This is a genomic window from Streptomyces sp. NBC_01237 (assembly GCF_035917275.1).
Classification (GTDB): Bacteria; Actinomycetota; Actinomycetes; order Streptomycetales; family Streptomycetaceae; genus Streptomyces.
The window spans coordinates 862,293-881,383 of sequence record NZ_CP108508.1; the positions used below are offsets into that span (position 1 = coordinate 862,293).

The following is a 19,091-nucleotide window of genomic DNA, read 5'->3' on the forward strand; positions in this document are numbered from 1 at the left end:
GACTGGATGACGCGGCGGCCGCTCGACGGCCGAGGGGGACCGCATCGCTCACGCCCCCCTGTGCCGTCCTGCGTGAACGGCGGTCGAGGGGGCTTGCGCGGCCTGTCGGCGGCTCGGTTTACAACGTTATATATGCGGTGCGGTACAGGCGGCAAGAGCGCGTTCGGAGGGTTTCCCTCCTGTGTCGACGCCCGGCTCCGGCAGCGAGCAGGTTGGCCAACTCCGGTCGTGCATAAGGGTTTTGCGCACGTCGATTCCGCGCCGGCACATCGGCGGGCTCGCGACCAGGGGGCTCGGTACGGAGGTCGGCGATGCGAAGGCTGCGACGCGGGTCGATCCGCCGGAGTGACCCGGCCGGTCGCATCGGAGGCCCACCGCACCGACGGCGGGCCGGCCGGGCGGCGATGAGCGCCGCGTCGCCGCCCGACCGGCCCCTCCGCGGACGCCTACGGCCGTTCGCCGCTGTGGAGTGCGCTCACCTCGTCGTCGGTGAGCGCCCTGTCGTACACCCTCACCTGGTCGATGGAACCGTCGAAGAAGTCACCGTTGCTACCACCCCACTTGGCGCGGCCCACGGAGAGCGGCCCGGTGCTGACGTCGGCCGGACCCGCCGCGGCGGTCGCCACCGGCTTCCCGTCGACGTACAGCTTCAGCTCGTCACCGTCGCGTACGCCGACGAGGTGGTACCACGTGCCCGTCCGCGGCTTCATCTCCAGCCGCGCGCGGTGGCCGCCCGGGGTGCTGAAGGCGAACGCGCCCTGTCCGTACTGGAGATAGAACGGATTCTCCTGGCGCCGGCCGTCCTGACTGACCACCGTGGCGTAGTTGCCCGGGAGCGAGTCCAGCGACGCCCAGGCCGACACCGAGTAGGCCCCGGTGGTGTCGACCACCGGGCCGCGGGTCTCGGCGTACTGTCCGGCGCCGTCGAACCCGAGGGCGGAGCCCTTCACGCCCGGCGTCCAGGAGGCACCCGCGACGAGTCCCAGGGGCGCCCTGTTGGGGCCGCTGTCGGCGGCGGTCGTGCCCCTGCCCTCGTCCAACGACCACGCGGCACCGCCCTTCAGCGCGTCGCGGTCACCGGCCGCCGCGCCCGCCGCGATGACCTGCCGGTTGATCCGGCGGACCTCGACGGGGTCGACCTTGATCTCCCTGCGGTCGTATGTCCAGAGGCCGTTGAGTTCGTTCTCCAGGTCGCTGACCTGGGTGTACACGGAGCCGGACAGTTCGGCGCCGGCGGCCGCGAGGTAGTACGTACGGGTGTTGTCGACGTACTTCGCGGTAAGCGCGGCCTTGTCCGCGACCCCGCTGTAGATGGCGGCGGGAGCGCCCGGCCACATGTGCCCTGGGGTACGGAGCGTGAATCCGCCGTGCTCGCCGTCCATCGCGGCCCGGTGGTCGGGGAACGGCGCGTCGTTGTTCACGTAGTCGTGGTGGTCGATGATGTCGCCCTTGCCGGAATCACCCTTCGAGGAACAGCAGTTGACCCCGCTGTGGGCGTTGACGACACGGGACGGGTCATCGGCCCCGACCGCTTCGGCGATCTTTCCGGTCTCGGTGCGGTCCCACTCGCCCCAGCCCTCGTTGAAGACGATCCAGCCGCCGATCGAGGGCGAGTTGTGCAGCTGCTTCATCATCTCCCGACCCTGGGAGAGGAAGGCCCGCCTGCCCTGGTCGCCGCTGATGTCGCCGGAGACGAAGTCCTGCCACACGAGCAGACCGAGCCGGTCGGCGTGGTAGTACCACCGGGGCGACTCCACCTTGATGTGCTTGCGCACCGCGTTGAATCCGAGGTCCTTCTGAGCCTTGAGGTCGAAGGTGAGCGCCGCGTCGCTGGGCTGGGTGTAGAGGCCGTCGGGCCAGAATCCCTGGTCCAGCATGGCGAGGGAGAAGAAGGGCTTTCCGTTGAGCACGAGCTTCTGGTAACCGCCCACCGTGTCGATCTTCAGGGAACGCATCCCGAAGTAGCTCTCGACGGTGTCCGTGGACCGGCCGTCGGTCAGGGTCACATCGAGGCCGTACAGGTACGGGTCGTCCGGCGACCAGAGGTGCGGGTTCCGCACCGGCAGGGTCAGCGCGCGGTTGGCCGGTCCGGTGACCGTGCCGACGGTCCTGCCCCCGCGGTCGCGGGCGACGGCCTTGACGCGGGCCCCGGCCGAGGCGTCGGCGGAGTTGACGGTCAGCGCGAGCGTGCCGCTGCCGATGTCCGGGGTGGTCGTCAGCGTGTCCACGGAGGCGGGGGCGACCGGTTCCATCCACACGGTCTGCCAGATGCCGGAGGAGGGGGTGTAGACGATGCCGCCGGGGTTCGTGGACTGCTTGCCCTTGGGCTGGTCGGGTCCGGTCACATCGGTGACCGCCACCACGATCTCCTGCGGGCCGCGGCCCTTCAGCGCGTCGGTGATGTCGGCGCTGAATCCGGTGTAGCCGCCGGTGTGTTCGGTGACCTTCGTCCCGTTGACCCAGACCGTGGCCCGGTAGTCGACGGCGTCGAAGTTGAGCTTCAGCCGCTGGGCCCCACGGCCGCCGACGGACCAGTTCTTCGGCACCGTGACGAGCCTGCGGTAGAACATGTGGTCCTCGTGGCGTTCGAGGCCCGACAGCTGGGACTCCACGGGGAACGGCACGGTGATGCGCTCGGCGAGCCTCTTGCCGAAGACGGGCCGCTCGCCCTCGGTGGCGCCGGCGAACTCCCAGGGGCCGTTGAGGTTCTGCCACTTGGCCCGCACCTGCTGCGGCCGGGGGTACTCGGGCAGCGGGTGCTGCCGGTCGAGCTTGTCTCCCCACGAGGTGGTCAGCCGGTGCGTGGAGAGGTTTTTGGCCGTGCGGCTGATCTCCGGGACGGTCTCGTCGCCCGACCGGAGACCGCCCTCACCGTCGTACGCGAACCGGACCTGCTGGCCCTTCTGCACGGGCCCGGCGAGCGTGACGATGAGCGCCTTCGGGTTGTCCGAGGCCCTGACGACCGACTTCACCGGCATCGGGGAGGTGTCGGTCTCGATCCTGAGGTGGTCCTTGACGCCCGCGACGCCGCTGACCCGGCCCTCGAAGGTGGCCTGGATCCGGGTGCCGTCCTCGGCGACACCCAGGCCCACCGGGTAGACCTCGAAGCCGGCGGGCGGGGTGAAGGCGGACTCGGGCACGATCTGCTTCTTGAGCTTCTCGCTCGACCAGCGCAGGAACATGTTGGCGCCGCCGGTGTCCTGGAACATCTCCAGCCGGAACTCGTGCGGCTCCCCGGCGGTCAACGCGACGGGCTCGCTGGTCTGTTCGTTGTCCCAGTCCGGCTGCCAGTGGTCGATGACAACGTTGCCGTCGAGGAAAAGTCTGAACCCGTTGTCGCCGCTGGCTGCGAAGGTGTACTCGCCCGTTTCGGGCGCCTCCAGAAGGCCGGTCCAGCGGGCCGTGGTGTGTTCGGTCCTGCCGGTCGCGGACTCGAACGCACCGGTGAGTCCAGGGAAGTTGATCTCGGGATCCAGGACTGTCGCACCGAGCTCGGCGAAGTCGCGGGCACCGGGGGCGGACATGCTGAAGTACTCGCCCTTCAGCCCGTTCACCTCGATGGCCGGGTCGTCGTGGGCGAAGGCGGTCGCCGCGGCTCCGGCGGGCGCGGCGGCGGGCGTGGCAGGCGCGGCGGCAGCCGTCGGGACCAGCGTGGCACCGACGGGTATCAGCAGGGCCGCGGCACAGGCCAGCGCCCTGAACAGGGCTCGGGGGCGGGGGTGTTGTCGTCTCAAGGCGTCGTCCTCGTCGAAGGAGCCGAAGTGCCTCGGACCTGTGAGGCACAGCACATGGTCGAACATTGAGCCACACCGCCAAACGCACCACAACGGTCGTGCACGCAAAATTTCCAACGATAGAAATCTGACACGGCCGCGTCCCCCGGCCGCCCGGCCGGGGACACGGCCCGGAGCAGGCGGAACCCGTCCGCCCACCCGTCGCCGCGCGGTCCCGCGACCGGACAGCCCGGCGACCGGCCCGGTCGGGGCAGCGCGGGACGCACGCGGACGCGGAGACGCGAGCGCCGCCCTTCCGGCCTGTTACGCCCACACGTCCCGACGGTCCGGCCCCCGCGTTACCCGCAGTGGGAATTACCCATGGTCACCCTCCTACGGAAAATCCCTCCGTCTGTGCACGACCCCTTCGCACAGAGATGAACCGGATCGGCACAGGAGGTGCAGTTTCCGCCGCCCCACACCGTCGACACGTCATCCCTGAGCGCCTCAGGACTGTGCCCGTCAACTCCGAATCCCCCGCCGCACAACGAATGGTCACTGCGCGGTTTCTCCCGTTACCACTGTCGTACGGCAGACAGAAGGCCGCTTCACCGCCCAGGTCAACAGAGCCGATCAGCGCGTAACCGCAGCCGCAGACACCGCGGTAGGAGGCCACGGACGAGGCGGCCGTCACGTACCGGGCATGGCCGCCAGTCACCCCACTGCGATTCCCGCCGACACCCCATAAGTGGCCGGTCGCCATAAGCGGCCGGTCGCCGAATTTTTCGACGCACCCTTGATTCTCTCGATCATTTCCTTGGACACCATCCCCGATTCGCCTTCCGCACTTCCCGAAAGGTGAGATTGAGCCCAGGGGGTTCAGGATCAGAGTTCAGCTGGTGACAGGCCCAGATAATCGCGCAGTGCCCGGCGGCCGACGGGTGTCACGAGGAGGGCGCGGCTGGTCCCGATGCGCGTCATCCACCCGGTGGCAAGTGCGTGGGCGGACAGGGCGGCGCCCACCGCGCCGGCCAGGTGGGGACGGCGCTCGGTCCAGTCGAGGCAGGCGCGCACCGGTGGCCGGCGTGAGCCGACGGGCACCGTGATGCCGACCTCGGCAAGCCAGAGGGCGCCCTTGCCGGTCAGGCCCGGCTCGCGCCCCCACTCCAGGAGTCCGTGTTCGACCATCGCGTCGGTGATAGCCAGCGCGGTGGTTCCGGCCAGGTGGTCGTAGCACAGCCGGGCGCGGGCCAGTGCCTGCTGCCGGCCGGAGGCCGCCAGTGAGCGTGGCCGGGGGCTGTGCTTCGGGGCCAGCGCGGCAAGGCTCTCGATCAGTTCGACCACTCTGCGGTCGGCCACCCGTACGTAGCGGTGGCGTCCGTGCCGCTCCTCGACGAGGAGTCCGCCGTTTACGAGCAGGTTCAGGTGCGAGGTCGCGGTGGACGGTGCGACTCCGGCGTAGCGCGCGAGCTCGTTCGCCGTCCACGCCCGGCCGTCGAGCAGTGCGAGGCAGAAGGCGGCCCGGGTGTTGTCGGCCACCAGTTTGGCCACGCCCGCCAGGTCCACACCCACATCCTGGTCTGCGCGCTGAATGTCCACGGTGCCCATTGTCGCCGACGTCCCTTCGACGTCCGTCGAAGCGTCCGGGTCCTAGTGTCGGCCCGTGCGCCGGGCTCACCGGCCCCGCACCCGCATCCGCTCACGTACTGGAGCAACCATGTCTGCGTCCGACACTGCCGTCACCGCCTCCCACCAGCCCAAACCCCCGACGGACTGGGTGCTCACCGACTCCCCCCTGTCGGAGGACGTCGCGGCAATCTCCGACGCGCTGGACCGCTTCAACATCGAGCACACGGGAATCGCCGACCGCAGACCTCTGGCCGTCCTGGTCCGTGATCCCGAGACGCGCCAGGTGGTCGGCGGACTGACCGGGCGTACCTCGCTCGGGCTGTTCTTCCTCGACCTCTTCTACCTGCCGCCCCGGCTGCGTGGCAGCGCGCTGGGAACAGAGCTACTCCGGCAGGCCGAGGACGAGGCTCGTGCCCGTGGCTGCCGCACGGCCGTGCTCTACACGATCACCTTCCAGGCCCCCGGCTTCTACCAGAACCACGGGTGGAAGCGGCTCGGAGAGGTGCCCTGCGATCCGCCGGGCACCAGCCGCGTCTTCATGACCAAGGAACTCACGGCACCGACCGGTGAACCAACCCGGTTCCGGTAAGGTCGCCGTGCTCGTTGCACCATCATCTGATCCGTCCGCTCCGCACCTGCCACAGGCCGCGTCTGGAGCGTCACGGCCCGAGGCGGTGGTGCCGTCCGGTCTGCTCGACGCACTGGCCCAGGTGCCAGATCCGAGGAATCCACGTGGGGTGCGGTTCCGGCCGGCAACGCTGCTCGCGGTCGGCGTATGTGCACTCCCCAGCGCCGGACACAACTCCCTGACCGCCATGGCCGAGTGGGTACGCCGCTGCGACCAGGATGTCCTGGCCCGGACCGGTTACACCGGACTCCAGGCCCGCCCGATATCCGCAGCAACCCCGGACGGGACCGTAGAGCGCGAACAGCGCCGCGCCCACCGCACCGCCCAGCACGGGACGGACCCGCCGCGACCACGTCGTACGGCCTTCGCCGTGGACGGCAAATGCCTGCGCGGAGCCGTCCGTGCGGACGGCAGCCGCGTCTTCGTCCTGTCCGCAGTGCGCCACCACGATGCGTTGACCGCCGCTCCACGCGAGATCGGTGCGAAGACGAACGAGATACCCGAGTTCGCTCCGCTGCTGGACACCCTCGATGATCAGGACCTGACCGACTCCGTCGTCACCGTCGACGCCCTGCACGCCCAGACGAGCCACACTCGCTACCTCGTCCAGGACCGACAGGCCCACTGCCTGCTGTCGGTGAAGAACAACCAGCCCGCCCTGGTACGCCAGTTGACCAAACTGCCCTGGAAGCAGGTACCCGGTCCTCGACCAGTCCCGCGACCGCGGGCACGGCCGGGAGGAGGTCCGCGAGGCGAAGGTGGTGAGTGTGGACGGACTGTTGTTCCCCCATGCCCGCCAGGTTGTTCGCATCCACCGCGAACGCCGCCGAATCGGCACATCGAAGTGGCAGACCGAGACTGTCTACGCCGTCACCGGTCTCGCGACCCATCAGGCGTCTCCCGCAGAGATCGCGCATGGGCGCGCGGCCACTGGATCATCGAGAACACCGTCCACTGGACGAAAGACGTGACCTTCGCCGAAGATGCCGGTCAGATCCGCCGGCGTCGCACCCCCGCCGTCATGAGCGCCCTGCGCGATCTTGCCCGCGCCACCCTCCTCCCGGGGCCCGGGACGCCGGCTCGCACCCGGAGCTCCCAGCGCTCCGCCGGTCGTCCCGATCCGGCGTGCTCCGGCATCGACGTCAGCCGGGCCCGGCACGAGGAGTGCGGCGCCGTGTTCGTGAGCAGGGGCGCACGCCCGATCCTGATACGCATCCGGCAGGCGCCGCCTGCTGCCTCACGGGCCGTGACCCTGGACGGGGGGGGCGGGCGACCGCCGCGCACCGCCAGAATTCTCCGGACACGGTCCATGCAATCCGTGAGCGGGGGTAGGCGAACCCTTGTCAAGGTACCAACTCGACGGGGTGAGTGTGCATGAGTACCGAAGAGCATATTCCGATGACGCGTTCACCCATGGGAGAGACGCGTACCGAGTTCGTCTGCCGGCCTCAACGGGCCGCCGAAGCGCGCGAGGCGGTCGCCTCGTTCCTGCTGCGGCTGAGTCCCGCACCGGCCGCGCACACGCTCCAGAATCTCCTGCTGCTCGTGTCGGAGCTGGTCACCAACGCGCTCCGGCACGCCGGAGGTGTCACCGCGTTGTGGCTGAAGGTGGACCGTAGCGGCGTCCACATCAGCGTCACCGATCCGAGCTCCGTCCATCCCCAGCCCCGGACACCCGACCTGACGGGGCGGACCGGCGGCTTCGGATGGCTGATGGTGCGGCGGCTGGCCCCCGGGGTCAGCGTGCGCGACCGGTCCGGTGGCGGCAAGGTCATCACGGCCAGCGTTCCGCACTGACCACCGGGGGGACGACGGCGGACACTGACCACCGGGGGACGACGGCGGACACCGATGACCGCCCGCCGATGACCGCCCGCCGATGTCCGCGACGCCGCAGAGTTCCCCGGCGCCGGTGGCCGGGTCCGTGGCGGACGCCCCGGCGGGAGCGTACGACGACCGGAAGCGTACGACGACCGTGGCAGGGCCCACCGCCGACGCCGACCGGGAGGATGCCGGGCCCCGACCGCTACGGAGTGCTCACATCGGGCCGCGGGGCGACCGGCGCGCCGCACCGATCGTGAAACTCGGGTGCGGCGCACGGGCAGGCAGGGGCGGCCCGACGGCGACGGCGGCGGTTGGGGGGCTGCGGGTGATCCACGGTACGCACCTTCCGGCCGGGGCGGGTCACGTACCGTCAGTCGTTCCCGGCCGCCGAAAGGTCGCCGCCCGCCGGCGGGTCCCTCCCGCCCCGACTGCGGCCGCGGCGTGGAGCGAGCGCAGGGCCAGCATCAGGAACCCGATGTCGTCCAGGTAGACGGGGTCCGGCAGCAGGTCCACCGGGGACACGGTGTAGATCACCGCAGCCCACACCAGTGCCTTGTCACGCAGCGGGATTCCCGCGTCCAGCAGGAGCTTTCTGGCCTTGATCACGCGGACGAGGAGAATCGCCGCCACGCCCAGGGTGAGCAGCGCGGCGGCCGCGCCGATGAGAAGCCAAGCGGTGGTGTCCATGACTCATCGTGCACCGGAACGGTGTGGAAGGCGGGGCCGCGGGTGGTGCGGCATCGGCGCGGCGGCGGTCAGCGGGTCTCCTTGACGCGCCTGCGGGTGCGGCGCTTCAGGGCGCGCCGCTCGTCCTCGCCCATGCCGCCCCAGACGCCGGAGTCCTGTCCGTTCTCCAGGGCCCACCGCAGGCACTGCTCCCGCACGGGGCAGGTCGCGCAGACCGCCTTGGCGTCCTCGGTCTGGACGAGTGCCGGGCCTGTGCTCCCGATGGGGAAGAACAGGTCGGGGTCCACCTCGCGGCAGGCCGCGCGCATGCGCCAGTTCTCCATGTGACTCACTCCCGATGTTCGGGGTCGGTTGGTTCGGTCCGTACCGGTGCGCCTGACCGCCAACCGGCACCTGAAACCACGAAAGGCGCGGCAGTACGCATCGGGGGCGGAACCGGGCCGGTCCCGGCGGTCGGTCGGGCCGCTCGGAGCCGGCGCCCGGGAGTCGCGGCTCCGGGGCCGGGTCAGTACCGGGGGCAGGCCCGGGGGGGGGGCCGGTGCGGCTCCGGGGCCGGGTCAGTGCCGGGGGCGGTGCAGGGCGAGAAGTGCCTGGTCGTCCTGGGCCCTGCCACCGGTGTGGCGTCCCACGTCCTCGATCAGGATGTGGAGGATCTGCGCCGGAGTGGCCGCGTCGCCGACGAGCGCACGGTTCCGGAGCAGCTCCGGCAGGCGCACGACGGGGTCGTAGAACATTCCGTCGGCATCGCGGGCCTCGGTGATGCCGTCCGTGAAACACACCAGCGTCGCGCCGGGCGGAAAGGGAAAGGTGTCGACGGGGGACGTCCAGGCTCCCAGCGCGCTCATCCCCAGCGGAGGCGCCTCCTCCGACGGTTCGAGCGCGGTGGCGGCCCCCTGTTCGTCCAGCAGCAGGGGCGGCGGGTGGCCGCGGTTGACGATGCGTACGGCGGTGAGGTCCGCGGCGAACTCCGCGATCAGGGCGGTGGTGAACCCTTCCTCCTGCTCCTGGCCGCCCCGCCGCCCGCCCTCGCGCAGGAGCGCCCGCTCCAGTGAGAACACCAGACCGGGCAGGTCCTCGGCCTGGTCCGCGGCATACCGGAAGGCCCCCAGGTCCGCGGAGACCGCGCTCACCGCACCGAGCCCCTTGCCCCGTACGTCCCCGACCATCACACGGGTGCCGAACGGTGTGTCCTGTACGACGTAGAGGTCGCCGCCGATCATGGCCTCGTCCTCGGCGGGCACGTAGAGCGCCGCGATCCGCAGCTCGCCCAGGCGCGACGGGGGCCTGGGCAGCACGGCGCGCTGGGCCACCGCGGCGACCTGGCGGGCGCGCCGGGTCGTGGCGTGCTGGCCCTCCAGCGTGCGGTTGATGAAGACGGCGAGGACGGTTACGGCCAGCAGGGTGATCTGGTTGGCCACACCCCGTTCCCAGCCGAAAGTGCCGTCCACCTGGGCGAGCACCGCATGGACGGCCATGGAGACGAGGCCGATCGCGATGATGCCCCGAAGCCCCAGCAGCGGTGCGGCGGCGACGGGCGCCACCGTGAGCAGCGGCGCGGAGGTCACATCGGTCGGGGTCACCAGGTCGAACACGACGGCCAGGACGATGACCCCGACGGGGATCCACTGGGCTCTGCGCGGCTGCACCACTCCCCCACACTGTCCGGCACCGGCGCCCGCCGCCATCCCGGTCACCGCCGGTGCGCGGCCCCGCTCACCAGCCGGGCAGCGGCGTGCCGGGGTGCGGTGCGGCCGCGCACGCCGCGTCGAGCCGGATGCGGTGGCCCATCACGGTGTCCGGGTCGTCGATGATGTCCACCCGGACGCCCGGGGTCTCCAGGATGGCCTGGTCACCGATCTCCGGTGCGGGCACCCGCAGCAGGTGCAGCGGCGGTACGCCGGTCATGGCGTGCGGCGGATGGCCGAGCGGAACCACCTGCACGGTGAGGTGCTTCCGGTGCGCGGCGTCGGCCAGTGTCCCGCGCTGTTCGTCCATGACGTCGTGGCTGCCGACCAGCGTGTGCAGGGCGGCGGCGGGCAGCAGCGCCCACAGCGCGGCGCCTCGGTCGCGCAGGCGGCGCTGGCGCTCCCGCAGCAGCTCGACGCGCCTCTCCCGCTGGGCGGGGGTGTCTTCGGGGTACTGCGCCCGGTACAGCGCATCGGCGTACGCGGGGGTGCGCAGCAGTTCCGGCACGAGCGCGGGGTGCCAGGTCCGCACCAGGCCGGCCGAGGACTCCATGCCGATGACGTCCTGCTGCCAGCCTTCCATCGCGTCCCGCCACTGGTGCCACCAGCCGGGAAGGTTCGCGGCGCCGAGTCCGGCCATGATCGGTTCGGCCACCGCGGCCGGGACCCGGTAGCAGTCGAGCAGTTCCCCGACCTGCCGGGCGTCCAGTCCGGTCTCGGCCCGTTCGATGCGCCGCACGGTGGCCGGGTGTGCGTCCAGCGCCTCGGCCGCGGCCTGCAGGCTGACGCCTGCCCGCTCCCGCAGCAGCCGGAGTCGTGCCGCCAGGACGCGGTGCTCCACGGTGGGGCCGGATCGGGGTCTCATGCACGTGCCTTCCTCGGTGGGGCCTCAATAGGGAGCAATCCACACACTCTGTCGCTTGCAAAGTATGCGCTTTGCACCGAGAGTACATACATGTCGGAAATAGTCAGTTGCGCGAAACGCGCTCCCGATGCTGGCAGCACACGGGCACACAGCTGGTGGGTTCCCCGCATCGCCAAAGGCGTTCCGGAAGCCCGTCACCGTGTGCAGGAGGCGATGCGGGCGTGGGGCGAACCGGCGGACCGCGTCGAAGCCGCGGCCCTGATAGTGACCGAGCTGATCACCAACGCCGTGCAGCACACCAGCACCCGACGGATCCGGTGCCGATTGCTCCGCTCCGCCGACGGGGTACGCATCTGCGTATGGAACCGCGGCCGGGCCGCCATTCCGTCCCCGGCCCCACCCGGAGACCGGGCGGGGCCCGAGCCCGGCGCCGCGGAGACGCCGGACGGTTCCGGCTGCCCCGACGGACCCGGCGGTTCCGCTGTCCGGGACGCGGACATGTCACTGCCGGAGGACGGCAGGGGCCTGCTGCTCGTGGACGCGCTGGCGGCACGGTGGGGGACGCGCGTCGCCCTGGCGGGCCGGCTGGTCTGGGCCGACATCTGATCCGAGCGCCGGCACCGGGCCGGGCGTGGCCATCACGCCGCCGGACGGCGCCACGGACCACCGGGCACCGCCCCCGGGCCCCTGGTACCGCCGCGGAGCCCCCTGTACCGCTTCAGGGCTCGGCGCCCCCTGCCCGCACGGCCGAGCACCACGTCCGGGCCGAGCGCCCCCGCCGCCCAGTACCGCGTCAGACCGAGGCGGCCCGGCACTCAGGGTGGCCCCAGCCGTTCGGGTTCTTCGCGATCATGTCCTTGGCCGCGTACGGCTTTCCGCAGTGGCACCGGCCCGCGAATCTGGCCCGGATCGTGCTGCTGGTGGAGCGCCCCGAGCGCGAGGCACCTGCCGCCTTGCCGGCCGTCCCGTCCGTACCCTCCGACCGGCCGGCCTTGGTGGACCGGGCAGGAGCGGGCGTCGGCAGTTCCGTGGAACCGTGTGCCGTGCCCGCCGCCCGCTGCGTGACCGCCGCCTCGCTGGCTGCCTGATCGGCCAGCGCGTTCAGCGGGTCCCCGTTCACCTGGTGGGCGGGCACATAGCGAAAGGTCACGTTCCGGCCGCTCAGCCGGTCGTCGATCCGTGTGACCAGCTCCCGGTTGGCCACCGGCTTGCCGCCCGAGGTCTTCCAGCCGTTGCGCTTCCAGCCCGGCAGCCACTTCGTCACCGCGTTCATCGCGTACTGCGAGTCCATCCGCACCTCGACGGGCACGGCGGGATCGGTGGATTCCAGCAGTTCCAGCAGAGCCGTCAGCTCCGCGACGTTATTGGTGGCGGTGCCCAGCGGGCCCGCCTCCCAGCGCTCCGGGCGCCCCTGCGCGTCGGCCACGACCCACGCCCAGGCGGCCGGCCCGGGATTACCCTTCGACGCCCCGTCACACGCGGCGATGATGCACTCGTCCATACCTCCGATCATGCCAGCACCGCATGACCGGTCGGTTCCGTCGCTCCGGCGTACCGGTCGGCGTCACCCTCGCTCACGGCGACGCCACGGCCACCGGGGGCCTTCGGCCGGCCCAGCCGAGCAGGACGACCGAGCACACCGCCGCGAACGCGCACCAGGTGGAGATGAACTCCAGCCGCCACAGCGCCGCACAGACGACGGCACCGACCGCGACCAGCACTCCGAGGAGCGACAGGCGCCGGTCGCCCGACAGGAGCAGGGAGCCGACGGTGGCCAGGAGATAGCCCGCGACGAGCAGCTGCGGATGCGGCAGGTTCAGTACGTACCCGAGGGTGTGCCCCCTGATCTCGGCCGTCACCGGGCGGGCGGAGAGGGAGTACCCGAGGAACGCGGCGGTGACCGCTCCGGCGGCGAGGGGCACCAGCAGCCGGGCGCGGGCACGGGGCGGAGCCGCGCAGAACACGCCGAGCGGCACCCACACGGCCAGCAGCGGAAGCGCGATGACCGCCCAGGCGACGGTGGCCGGGCCGGTGCCGCCGTCGGAGCGCCAGACCACCGACTCGATGATCTGGTGCGCCCCGAGCAGCAGGGGCAGTGCGGCCAGGGGAAGATCGCGGGCCCGGCGGGTGCGCGCGACGGCGGCCACGCCGATCGCGACGATGACGGTGCCCGCCGCCAGGTCGGCGGTCGCACTCCAGCACATGACGTCACCCCCGGGCCCGGACTCGCGCGCAACGGTCGCTTCCGGGGCAACGCTACGGCTCCGCGGTTGCGGACGCCGCCCCAGGTGTCGTCCGCTCCACGTGACGTCCACCCCGCGCGGCGCCCGCCCCGCACCTCACCCGCTCCACCCGGCGCCCGTCGCCCCGGCAGCCACCGGGCATCCCAGCGCATCGGCGATCGTGTACCCCCGCCCCGGCCGGCCGTCGAGCCCGACACCCAACTCTCGTACGCACATACGGCGTTCTCTCTTCGCGCGCCCATAAGGTACGGGAGTCCCCGCCCGCACGCGCCCGCTTGACCTCAAGCTTGCCTGAGGTCCTAGCGTGCTGTGTACCGGAGGCCGCACGGCCGACGGGATCCGCACGTCGGCCATCAGATTCCGGAGCATCCCATGGACATGGAAGTCACGGCGTGGTCATCGCTGCACAGCGCGATGAACGCCCAGCAGGACCGGCGGCCCTTCTCCCGGGCCACCCTGGGCCGCATCGTGGCCTTCGCCCGGCCGCACCGCCGCCGGATGACCCGCTTTCTGCTGCTCAGCGTGGTCACCGCGCTGCTCGCGGTCGCCACGCCGGTACTCGCGGGGCGCGTCATCGACGCGATCGTGCAGGGCCGGGACACCGGCACGGTCACCCGGCTCGCCCTGCTGATCGCCCTCATCGCGGTCGCCGAGGCGGGGCTCGGTCTGCTCACCCGATGGCTGTCCTCCACCCTCGGCGAGGGGCTGATCCTCGATCTGCGCACCGCGGTCTTCGACCATGTGCAGCGGATGCCGGTCGCCTTCTTCACCAGGACCCGTACCGGCGCGCTCGTCAGCCGGCTGAACAACGACGTGATCGGCGCCCAGCGCGCCTTCAGCAATACGCTGTCCGGCGTCGTGTCCAACCTGGTGACCCTGTTGCTGACGCTCGCCGTGATGCTCACCATCTCCTGGCAGATCACCCTGCTCGCCCTGGTCCTGCTACCGGTGTTCGTCGTGCCCGCCCGCCGGACGGGAGCGAGGATGGCGGGCCTCCAGCGCGAGGCCGCCAACCACAACGCCACGATGGGCACCCAGATGACGGAGCGGTTCTCCGCCCCCGGCGCGACCCTGATCAAGCTCTTCGGGCGCCCCGCCGACGAGTCCGCCGAGTTCGCCGCCAGGGCCGGCCGGGTACGGGACATCGGCATCCGTACGGCCATGGCGCAGGCCACGTTCATCACCGCCCTCACCCTGGTCTCCGCCCTGGCGCTCGCCCTGGTCTACGGGCTCGGCGGCTACTACGCCCTGCGCGGCAGCCTGGAACCGGGCGCCGTCGTGGCCCTCGCCCTGCTGCTGACCCGGCTGTACGCCCCGCTGACCGCGCTGGCCGGTGCCCGGGTCGAGGTGATGAGCGCCCTGGTCAGCTTCGAGCGGGTCTTCGAGATCCTCGACCTGAAACCCCTGATCGCCGAGAAGCCGGACGCCCGACAGGTTCCCGACGGTCCGGTGTCCGTGGAGTTCGACGGGGTCTCCTTCGGCTACCCGTCCGCCGACAAGGTCTCCCTCGCCTCCCTCGAAGAGGTCGCGACGCTCGACAGCCGCGGTGGCACCGAGGTCCTGCACGACATCTCCTTCCGGGCCGAGCCCGGCCGGATGATCGCCCTGGTCGGCTCCTCGGGCGCGGGCAAGTCGACGATCGCACAGCTGCTGCCCCGGCTGTACGACGCGGATTCCGGTTCGGTACGGCTGAACGGCGTCGATGTACGCGATCTGAGCACCGACTCGATCCGGGACACGCTCGGCATGGTCACCCAGGACGGGCACCTCTTCCACGAGTCCGTACGCGCCAACCTGCTCCTCGCCCGGCCAGGGGCCACCGAGGACGACATCTGGGACGCCCTGCGCCGGTCACGGCTCGACGGCCTGATCGCGTCCCTGCCCGAGGGTCTGGACACGGTGGTGGGCGAGCGCGGCTACCGGCTCTCCGGGGGCGAGCGGCAGCGGCTGACCATCGCCCGGCTGCTGCTGGCCCGCCAGCGGGTCGTCATCCTCGACGAGGCGACGGCCCACCTCGACTCCACCTCGGAGGCGGCCGTTCAGGAGGCCCTGGCCGAAGCGCTGGAGGGCCGGACGGCCGTGGTGATCGCCCACCGGCTCTCGACCGTACGTGCCGCCGATCTGATCCTGGTCATCGAGGAGGGCCGGGTCGTGGAACGCGGCACGCACACCGAGCTGTTGGCCGCCCGGGGACGGTACGAGGAGCTGCACCGCACCCAGTTCGAGCGGCCCTCGGCCCCCGAGGCGCACCCCGTCCACTGAACCACCGGCCGCCGGGAGCGCCCCGCCCTCCGCCCCACCGGCCCGGCGGCCGATACCGGCCCGGCCTCACGTGTCAGGCGTACTCCTTCTCCCGCGGCGCGAAGATCAGGTTCCGGCTCTTGTCCGGTCGCTCCTCGGTGACCGGGACGAGCCGGCCCTCCGCCTCCGAGATCCAGCGGAAGGTGTAGTCGAGATCGGCGAACGGCTCGGTGAGGGAGGCCAGTTGGGTGGACTGCAGGGCCTCCAGAATGATGACGGGGCGGTCACGCTCGATGAGGCGACGGGCCCCGGCCAGCACCCGGGGCTCGTGCCCCTCGACATCGATCTTGATCAGGTCGACCGGGGTGTCCCCCAGCTTCTCGTCCAGGGTGCACAGCTGGACGCGCGTGGTGAACGCGCCGGCCACCGGCCGGGCGAACTCCTCCAGCGAGGAGCCGGTGGACAGCAGATTGGCCAGCGGGAAGCGGATGTTGATGTCCGCGCTCCCGGCCCGGTCGGAGACCCCGTTCTGGTGCAGCACGAGGTTCCTGATCCCGTTCGCCCGGTGGTTGACCGCCAGTCTGGCGTGGATCGGGGGCACCGGCTCGAACGCGTGCACCGTGGCCCCGGGGGCGGCGAGGGCCGCGATCATCGCGTAGTAGCCGACGTGCGCACCGACGTCGAGCACCGTGCGGCTCGCGGCGGCCAGCCGGCTCCAGTGGTACAGGCTTCCCTGTTCGTAGCCGAACCGGCCGTTCCATACGGTGTCGAGGGCGACGGCCTCGTCGTTGACGCAGAACATGACGAACGCGGGGCAGAGGCCCGACTCGACCTCCACCCACCCGTGGTACGGGAACGCCTTCCGGTGGCCCGTGAGGATGTCCGAGGTCGTGACCGGCCGGGTCCGCGCGGCCTGCCGTACGGTCCGCCGGTTCATCTCGTCGAGATCACGGACCCGGGTGCCGCGCGACGCGCCGTCCGACGAGGTCTTGCGGAGGATCTTCACACGTGCTCCAGGGGAGGGATGAGGAAGGGGCGGCCGGGCACGTCGATGCTGCCGACAGTGGGAGTGCGCCGGGGGTCGGCAGGGTGAACACCGTGCGAAACCTCCCCCGTTCAGCACCGGGGACGGCGGATGGCGGGACGGCGGGCCATGGATCTCACTGCGCCCCGAGCTGCTCCACGGCGGCCAGGGCCAGGGACAGTTCGACCGCGCCGGCCGGGTCGGTGAGTGTCCGTCCGGTGAGCTGCTCCAGGCGCCGCAGCCGGTTGGAGACGGTGTTGCGGTGGCAGTACAGGCGCTCGGCCGCGACGAGCGAGGAGCCGCCCGCCCGGAGCCAGACGCCGAGCGTGGTCAGCAGCGTGCCGCACTCCTCCGCGGGGAGCGCGAGGACCCGCCCCAGAACCACCGTACGCAGCCGTCTGGCCAGGTCCGACTGGGCGGCGACCAGGGCGTCGGGCAGCCGTTCGTCGAGCAGCACGGTCGGCGCCCCGCCGGGCCGCCAGGTCCGCAGGGCCAGTTCGGCCAGCCAGCGGGCCCGCCCGAGGTCGGCCAGGGAGCCCACCACCGGGCTGACCCCGGCCCGTACGTCGTAGCCCGCCAGGTGCTTGCGGAGGTCCTCGGGGCTGCCACTGCCCAGGGGCACCAGCCCGGTCTCGCCGTCCGCCCTGATCCGCCAGAGGATGCGCAGGCCCGAGAAGAGTTCGGCGCCGGGATCGGACGACGGCGGGAGCGCACCGGGGACCGGGCGCAGGACGATGACGGCGTAGCGGCCGCGTTCGGGGAGCCCCAGGCGGGCGGCGGCCTCGGACGCGAGCCCGGCGGCCACTCCCGATCCGTCGAGCAGGGCGTCGAGCAGCGAGTGGCGGCGCTCCTGGTCGCGGGCCGCACGGGCGGCCTCGGCCTGGCGGTAGGACTCGGCGACGGCGTCGGTGATCTGTTCCAGGACGTCCCAGACGACGGCGGCCGCGGGCAGCAGCACGGGCAGGGCGGTGGGGTGACGCTCGGCGATCACCTCGTACATCATCTCCCACAGCAGCCTGCCGCCCCGGCGGTAGCTGTGCAGCAGGGAGGCCAGCGGCAGCCCCTGTTCGATGCGACGGCTCCCGGTGCTCATGGCGTCGTGGAGGTCCACCGGCAGGTTCTGCGCGGCCTGGGCGACACCGGTGAGCGCCTGGCAGAGGTTGCGATGGATGCGGTCGCCCAGTTCCTTGCGGCCGATCAGCCTGGCGTACGCGGGGTCCTCGACGAGGATCTGCGCGGCCATCCGGTCGGCCGCCGGGGCGAACCGGCTCCGCAGCTCGTCCCGTACCTCCCCGATGAGCAGGGGCACACTGACGGGCGGCGCACCGTCTGTGCGGGGTGACAGCGTCGTCGGCTCCATGGCCGGTGAGGGTGGCACGCCCCGGCCGGAAACGGGAGACCCCTGACCGGAATTCCTTGCCGCCACTGTGCACGGCGCACAACGCGGCACCGTCGGGTTTGGCACCCGGCAACCGATCCCGCCTCCGGCCTCGCGGTCCGGGACCCGGTGGTGCTGCCATGTGCGCCGACCCGGAGCCGCCGGGTCGACGACATCCGGGAGGGCATCATGTCCATCCGCATCCGGCTTCGGCGCACGGGACGCGCCGCGGCTCTGTGCGCGGCCGGGATCCTCATCACCGCCGGCCTCGGCGCCACCCACGCCGCGGCAGCCACCCCCACCGCTTCCCCCACCCCCACGACCCCCACCACCACCGCTGCCGCGTCCACCGCCGACGCCGGAGGTGCGATCGACGCGGCCAAGGCGCTGCAGGCGGTCGCGCTGCCCGGCGCGAACGACTGGAACTGCAAGCCGGGCGCCGCACACCCGCGCCCGGTCGTCCTGGTGCACGGCACCTTTGTGACCGGCACCCTGAACTGGATCGAGCTGGCCCCGCTGCTGAAGGCCAGGGGCTATTGCGTGTTCGCGCCGACGTACGGCCGGATGCCCAACATCCCGGCGCTGGCCGCGATCGCCCCGATGGAGCGGTCGGCCGCCGAGCTGAAGACCTTCGTCGACGGTGTTCTCGCAGCGACCGGCGCTTCGAAGATCGACATGGTCGGGCACTCCCAGGGCGGGCTGCTGCCGCGCTACTACCAGAAGTTCCTGGGCGGGGCGGAGAAGACCGAGAGGTACATCGCGCTCGCTCCGACCAGCCACGGCACCACCCTGTCCGGCCTCGCCACCCTGTTGCAGAGCATCAAGGGCGCACCGGAGGCGCTGTTGGAGAGCTGGTGCCCCGGCTGCCTGGACCAGACCCCCGGTTCGGCGTTCCTGCAGAAGGTCAACGCGGGCGGGGACACCGCGCCCGGCGTCGAGTACACCGTGATCTCCACGAAGCTCGACTACATCGTGACACCGGTCGCTTCGCAGTTCCTCCAGGGGCCGAACGTCCGCAACCTCTACACCCAGGACATGTGCTGGTACGACCTGGCCCAGCACGCCACGATGCAGGTCGACTCCGAGGTGCTGCACGAGGTGATGAACGTCCTCGATCCGGCCAACGCCACCAGGACGGGCTGCCGCATCCTCCCGTGACACCGCCGCAACGCCC

At 71.7% G+C, this 19,091-nt stretch carries 16 protein-coding genes; 6 read left to right on the forward strand and 10 right to left on the reverse strand.

From position 1 onward, the window contains the following. Window positions 1-446: 446 nt before the first annotated feature. The gene (locus OG251_RS03915; RefSeq protein ID WP_326675665.1) at window positions 447-3,800 is read right to left on the reverse strand and encodes a LamG-like jellyroll fold domain-containing protein; all 3,354 of its coding nucleotides are present in this window, start codon (window positions 3,798-3,800) and stop codon (window positions 447-449) included. Between the two features lie 798 nt (window positions 3,801-4,598). Beyond that, window positions 4,599-5,321: an ArsR/SmtB family transcription factor gene (locus tag OG251_RS03920; RefSeq protein WP_326675667.1), complete on the reverse strand. Its 723-nt coding sequence runs from the start codon at window positions 5,319-5,321 to the stop codon at window positions 4,599-4,601. A gap of 109 nt (window positions 5,322-5,430) precedes the next feature. On the opposite strand from OG251_RS03920, the gene OG251_RS03925 reads away from it, so the two are divergent. The 3 genes from OG251_RS03925 to OG251_RS03935 all read left to right on the forward strand — a co-directional run bounded on the left by OG251_RS03925 (window position 5,431) and on the right by OG251_RS03935 (window position 7,767). Beyond that, window positions 5,431-5,931, forward strand: coding sequence for a GNAT family N-acetyltransferase (locus OG251_RS03925; protein WP_326675668.1), 501 nt, complete (start codon window positions 5,431-5,433; stop codon window positions 5,929-5,931). A 148-nt stretch (window positions 5,932-6,079) separates the two neighbouring features. Next, window positions 6,080-7,348, forward strand: coding sequence for a transposase (locus OG251_RS03930; RefSeq protein ID WP_442818306.1), 1,269 nt, complete (start codon window positions 6,080-6,082; stop codon window positions 7,346-7,348). Window positions 7,349-7,368: 20 nt separating this feature from the next. Next, complete coding sequence (locus tag OG251_RS03935) at window positions 7,369-7,767, forward strand: ATP-binding protein (RefSeq protein ID WP_326675669.1); 399 nt, start codon at window positions 7,369-7,371, stop codon at window positions 7,765-7,767. A gap of 387 nt (window positions 7,768-8,154) precedes the next feature. Here OG251_RS03935 and OG251_RS03940 read toward each other — a convergent pair whose 3' ends face one another. The 4 genes from OG251_RS03940 to OG251_RS03955 all read right to left on the reverse strand — a co-directional run bounded on the left by OG251_RS03940 (window position 8,155) and on the right by OG251_RS03955 (window position 11,031). After that, complete coding sequence (locus OG251_RS03940) at window positions 8,155-8,481, reverse strand: YkvA family protein (RefSeq protein ID WP_326675670.1); 327 nt, start codon at window positions 8,479-8,481, stop codon at window positions 8,155-8,157. A gap of 68 nt (window positions 8,482-8,549) precedes the next feature. Next, window positions 8,550-8,804 (reverse strand): WhiB family transcriptional regulator, encoded by a 255-nt coding sequence (locus tag OG251_RS03945; RefSeq protein ID WP_326675671.1) that lies wholly within the window; start codon window positions 8,802-8,804, stop codon window positions 8,550-8,552. 234 nt (window positions 8,805-9,038) lie between these two features. Then, window positions 9,039-10,130 carry a PP2C family protein-serine/threonine phosphatase gene (locus tag OG251_RS03950; protein WP_326675673.1) on the reverse strand — a complete coding sequence of 364 codons (1,092 nt, stop codon included), beginning with the start codon at window positions 10,128-10,130 and terminating at the stop codon, window positions 9,039-9,041. 64 nt (window positions 10,131-10,194) lie between these two features. Then, on the reverse strand, window positions 10,195-11,031 hold the full coding sequence (locus tag OG251_RS03955) for a Scr1 family TA system antitoxin-like transcriptional regulator (RefSeq protein ID WP_326675674.1): 837 nt from the start codon (window positions 11,029-11,031) through the stop codon (window positions 10,195-10,197). Window positions 11,032-11,244: 213 nt separating this feature from the next. On the opposite strand from OG251_RS03955, the gene OG251_RS03960 reads away from it, so the two are divergent. Continuing rightward, the gene (locus tag OG251_RS03960) at window positions 11,245-11,637 is read left to right on the forward strand and encodes an ATP-binding protein (protein WP_442818410.1); all 393 of its coding nucleotides are present in this window, start codon (window positions 11,245-11,247) and stop codon (window positions 11,635-11,637) included. A 187-nt stretch (window positions 11,638-11,824) separates the two neighbouring features. Here the strand turns inward: OG251_RS03960 and OG251_RS03965 are convergent, their stop codons facing one another. Continuing rightward, entirely contained in the window at window positions 11,825-12,532 is a 708-nt protein-coding gene (locus tag OG251_RS03965) for an RNase H family protein (RefSeq protein ID WP_326675675.1), read from the reverse strand. Between the two features lie 73 nt (window positions 12,533-12,605). Beyond that, complete coding sequence (locus tag OG251_RS03970; protein ID WP_326675677.1) at window positions 12,606-13,235, reverse strand: DUF6629 family protein; 630 nt, start codon at window positions 13,233-13,235, stop codon at window positions 12,606-12,608. 411 nt (window positions 13,236-13,646) lie between these two features. On the opposite strand from OG251_RS03970, the gene OG251_RS03975 reads away from it, so the two are divergent. Then, complete coding sequence (locus OG251_RS03975; protein WP_326675679.1) at window positions 13,647-15,536, forward strand: ABC transporter ATP-binding protein; 1,890 nt, start codon at window positions 13,647-13,649, stop codon at window positions 15,534-15,536. Window positions 15,537-15,609: 73 nt separating this feature from the next. Here the strand turns inward: OG251_RS03975 and OG251_RS03980 are convergent, their stop codons facing one another. Both OG251_RS03980 and OG251_RS03985 read right to left on the reverse strand, forming a co-directional pair. Further along, window positions 15,610-16,521 carry an FkbM family methyltransferase gene (locus tag OG251_RS03980; RefSeq protein ID WP_326675680.1) on the reverse strand — a complete coding sequence of 304 codons (912 nt, stop codon included), beginning with the start codon at window positions 16,519-16,521 and terminating at the stop codon, window positions 15,610-15,612. Between the two features lie 154 nt (window positions 16,522-16,675). Next, the gene (locus tag OG251_RS03985) at window positions 16,676-17,899 is read right to left on the reverse strand and encodes a PucR family transcriptional regulator (protein ID WP_326675682.1); all 1,224 of its coding nucleotides are present in this window, start codon (window positions 17,897-17,899) and stop codon (window positions 16,676-16,678) included. Between the two features lie 207 nt (window positions 17,900-18,106). Here OG251_RS03985 and OG251_RS03990 point away from each other — a divergent pair, with 207 nt between their 5' ends. Further along, window positions 18,107-19,075 carry an esterase/lipase family protein gene (locus OG251_RS03990; protein WP_326675684.1) on the forward strand — a complete coding sequence of 323 codons (969 nt, stop codon included), beginning with the start codon at window positions 18,107-18,109 and terminating at the stop codon, window positions 19,073-19,075. Window positions 19,076-19,091 lie beyond the last annotated feature (16 nt).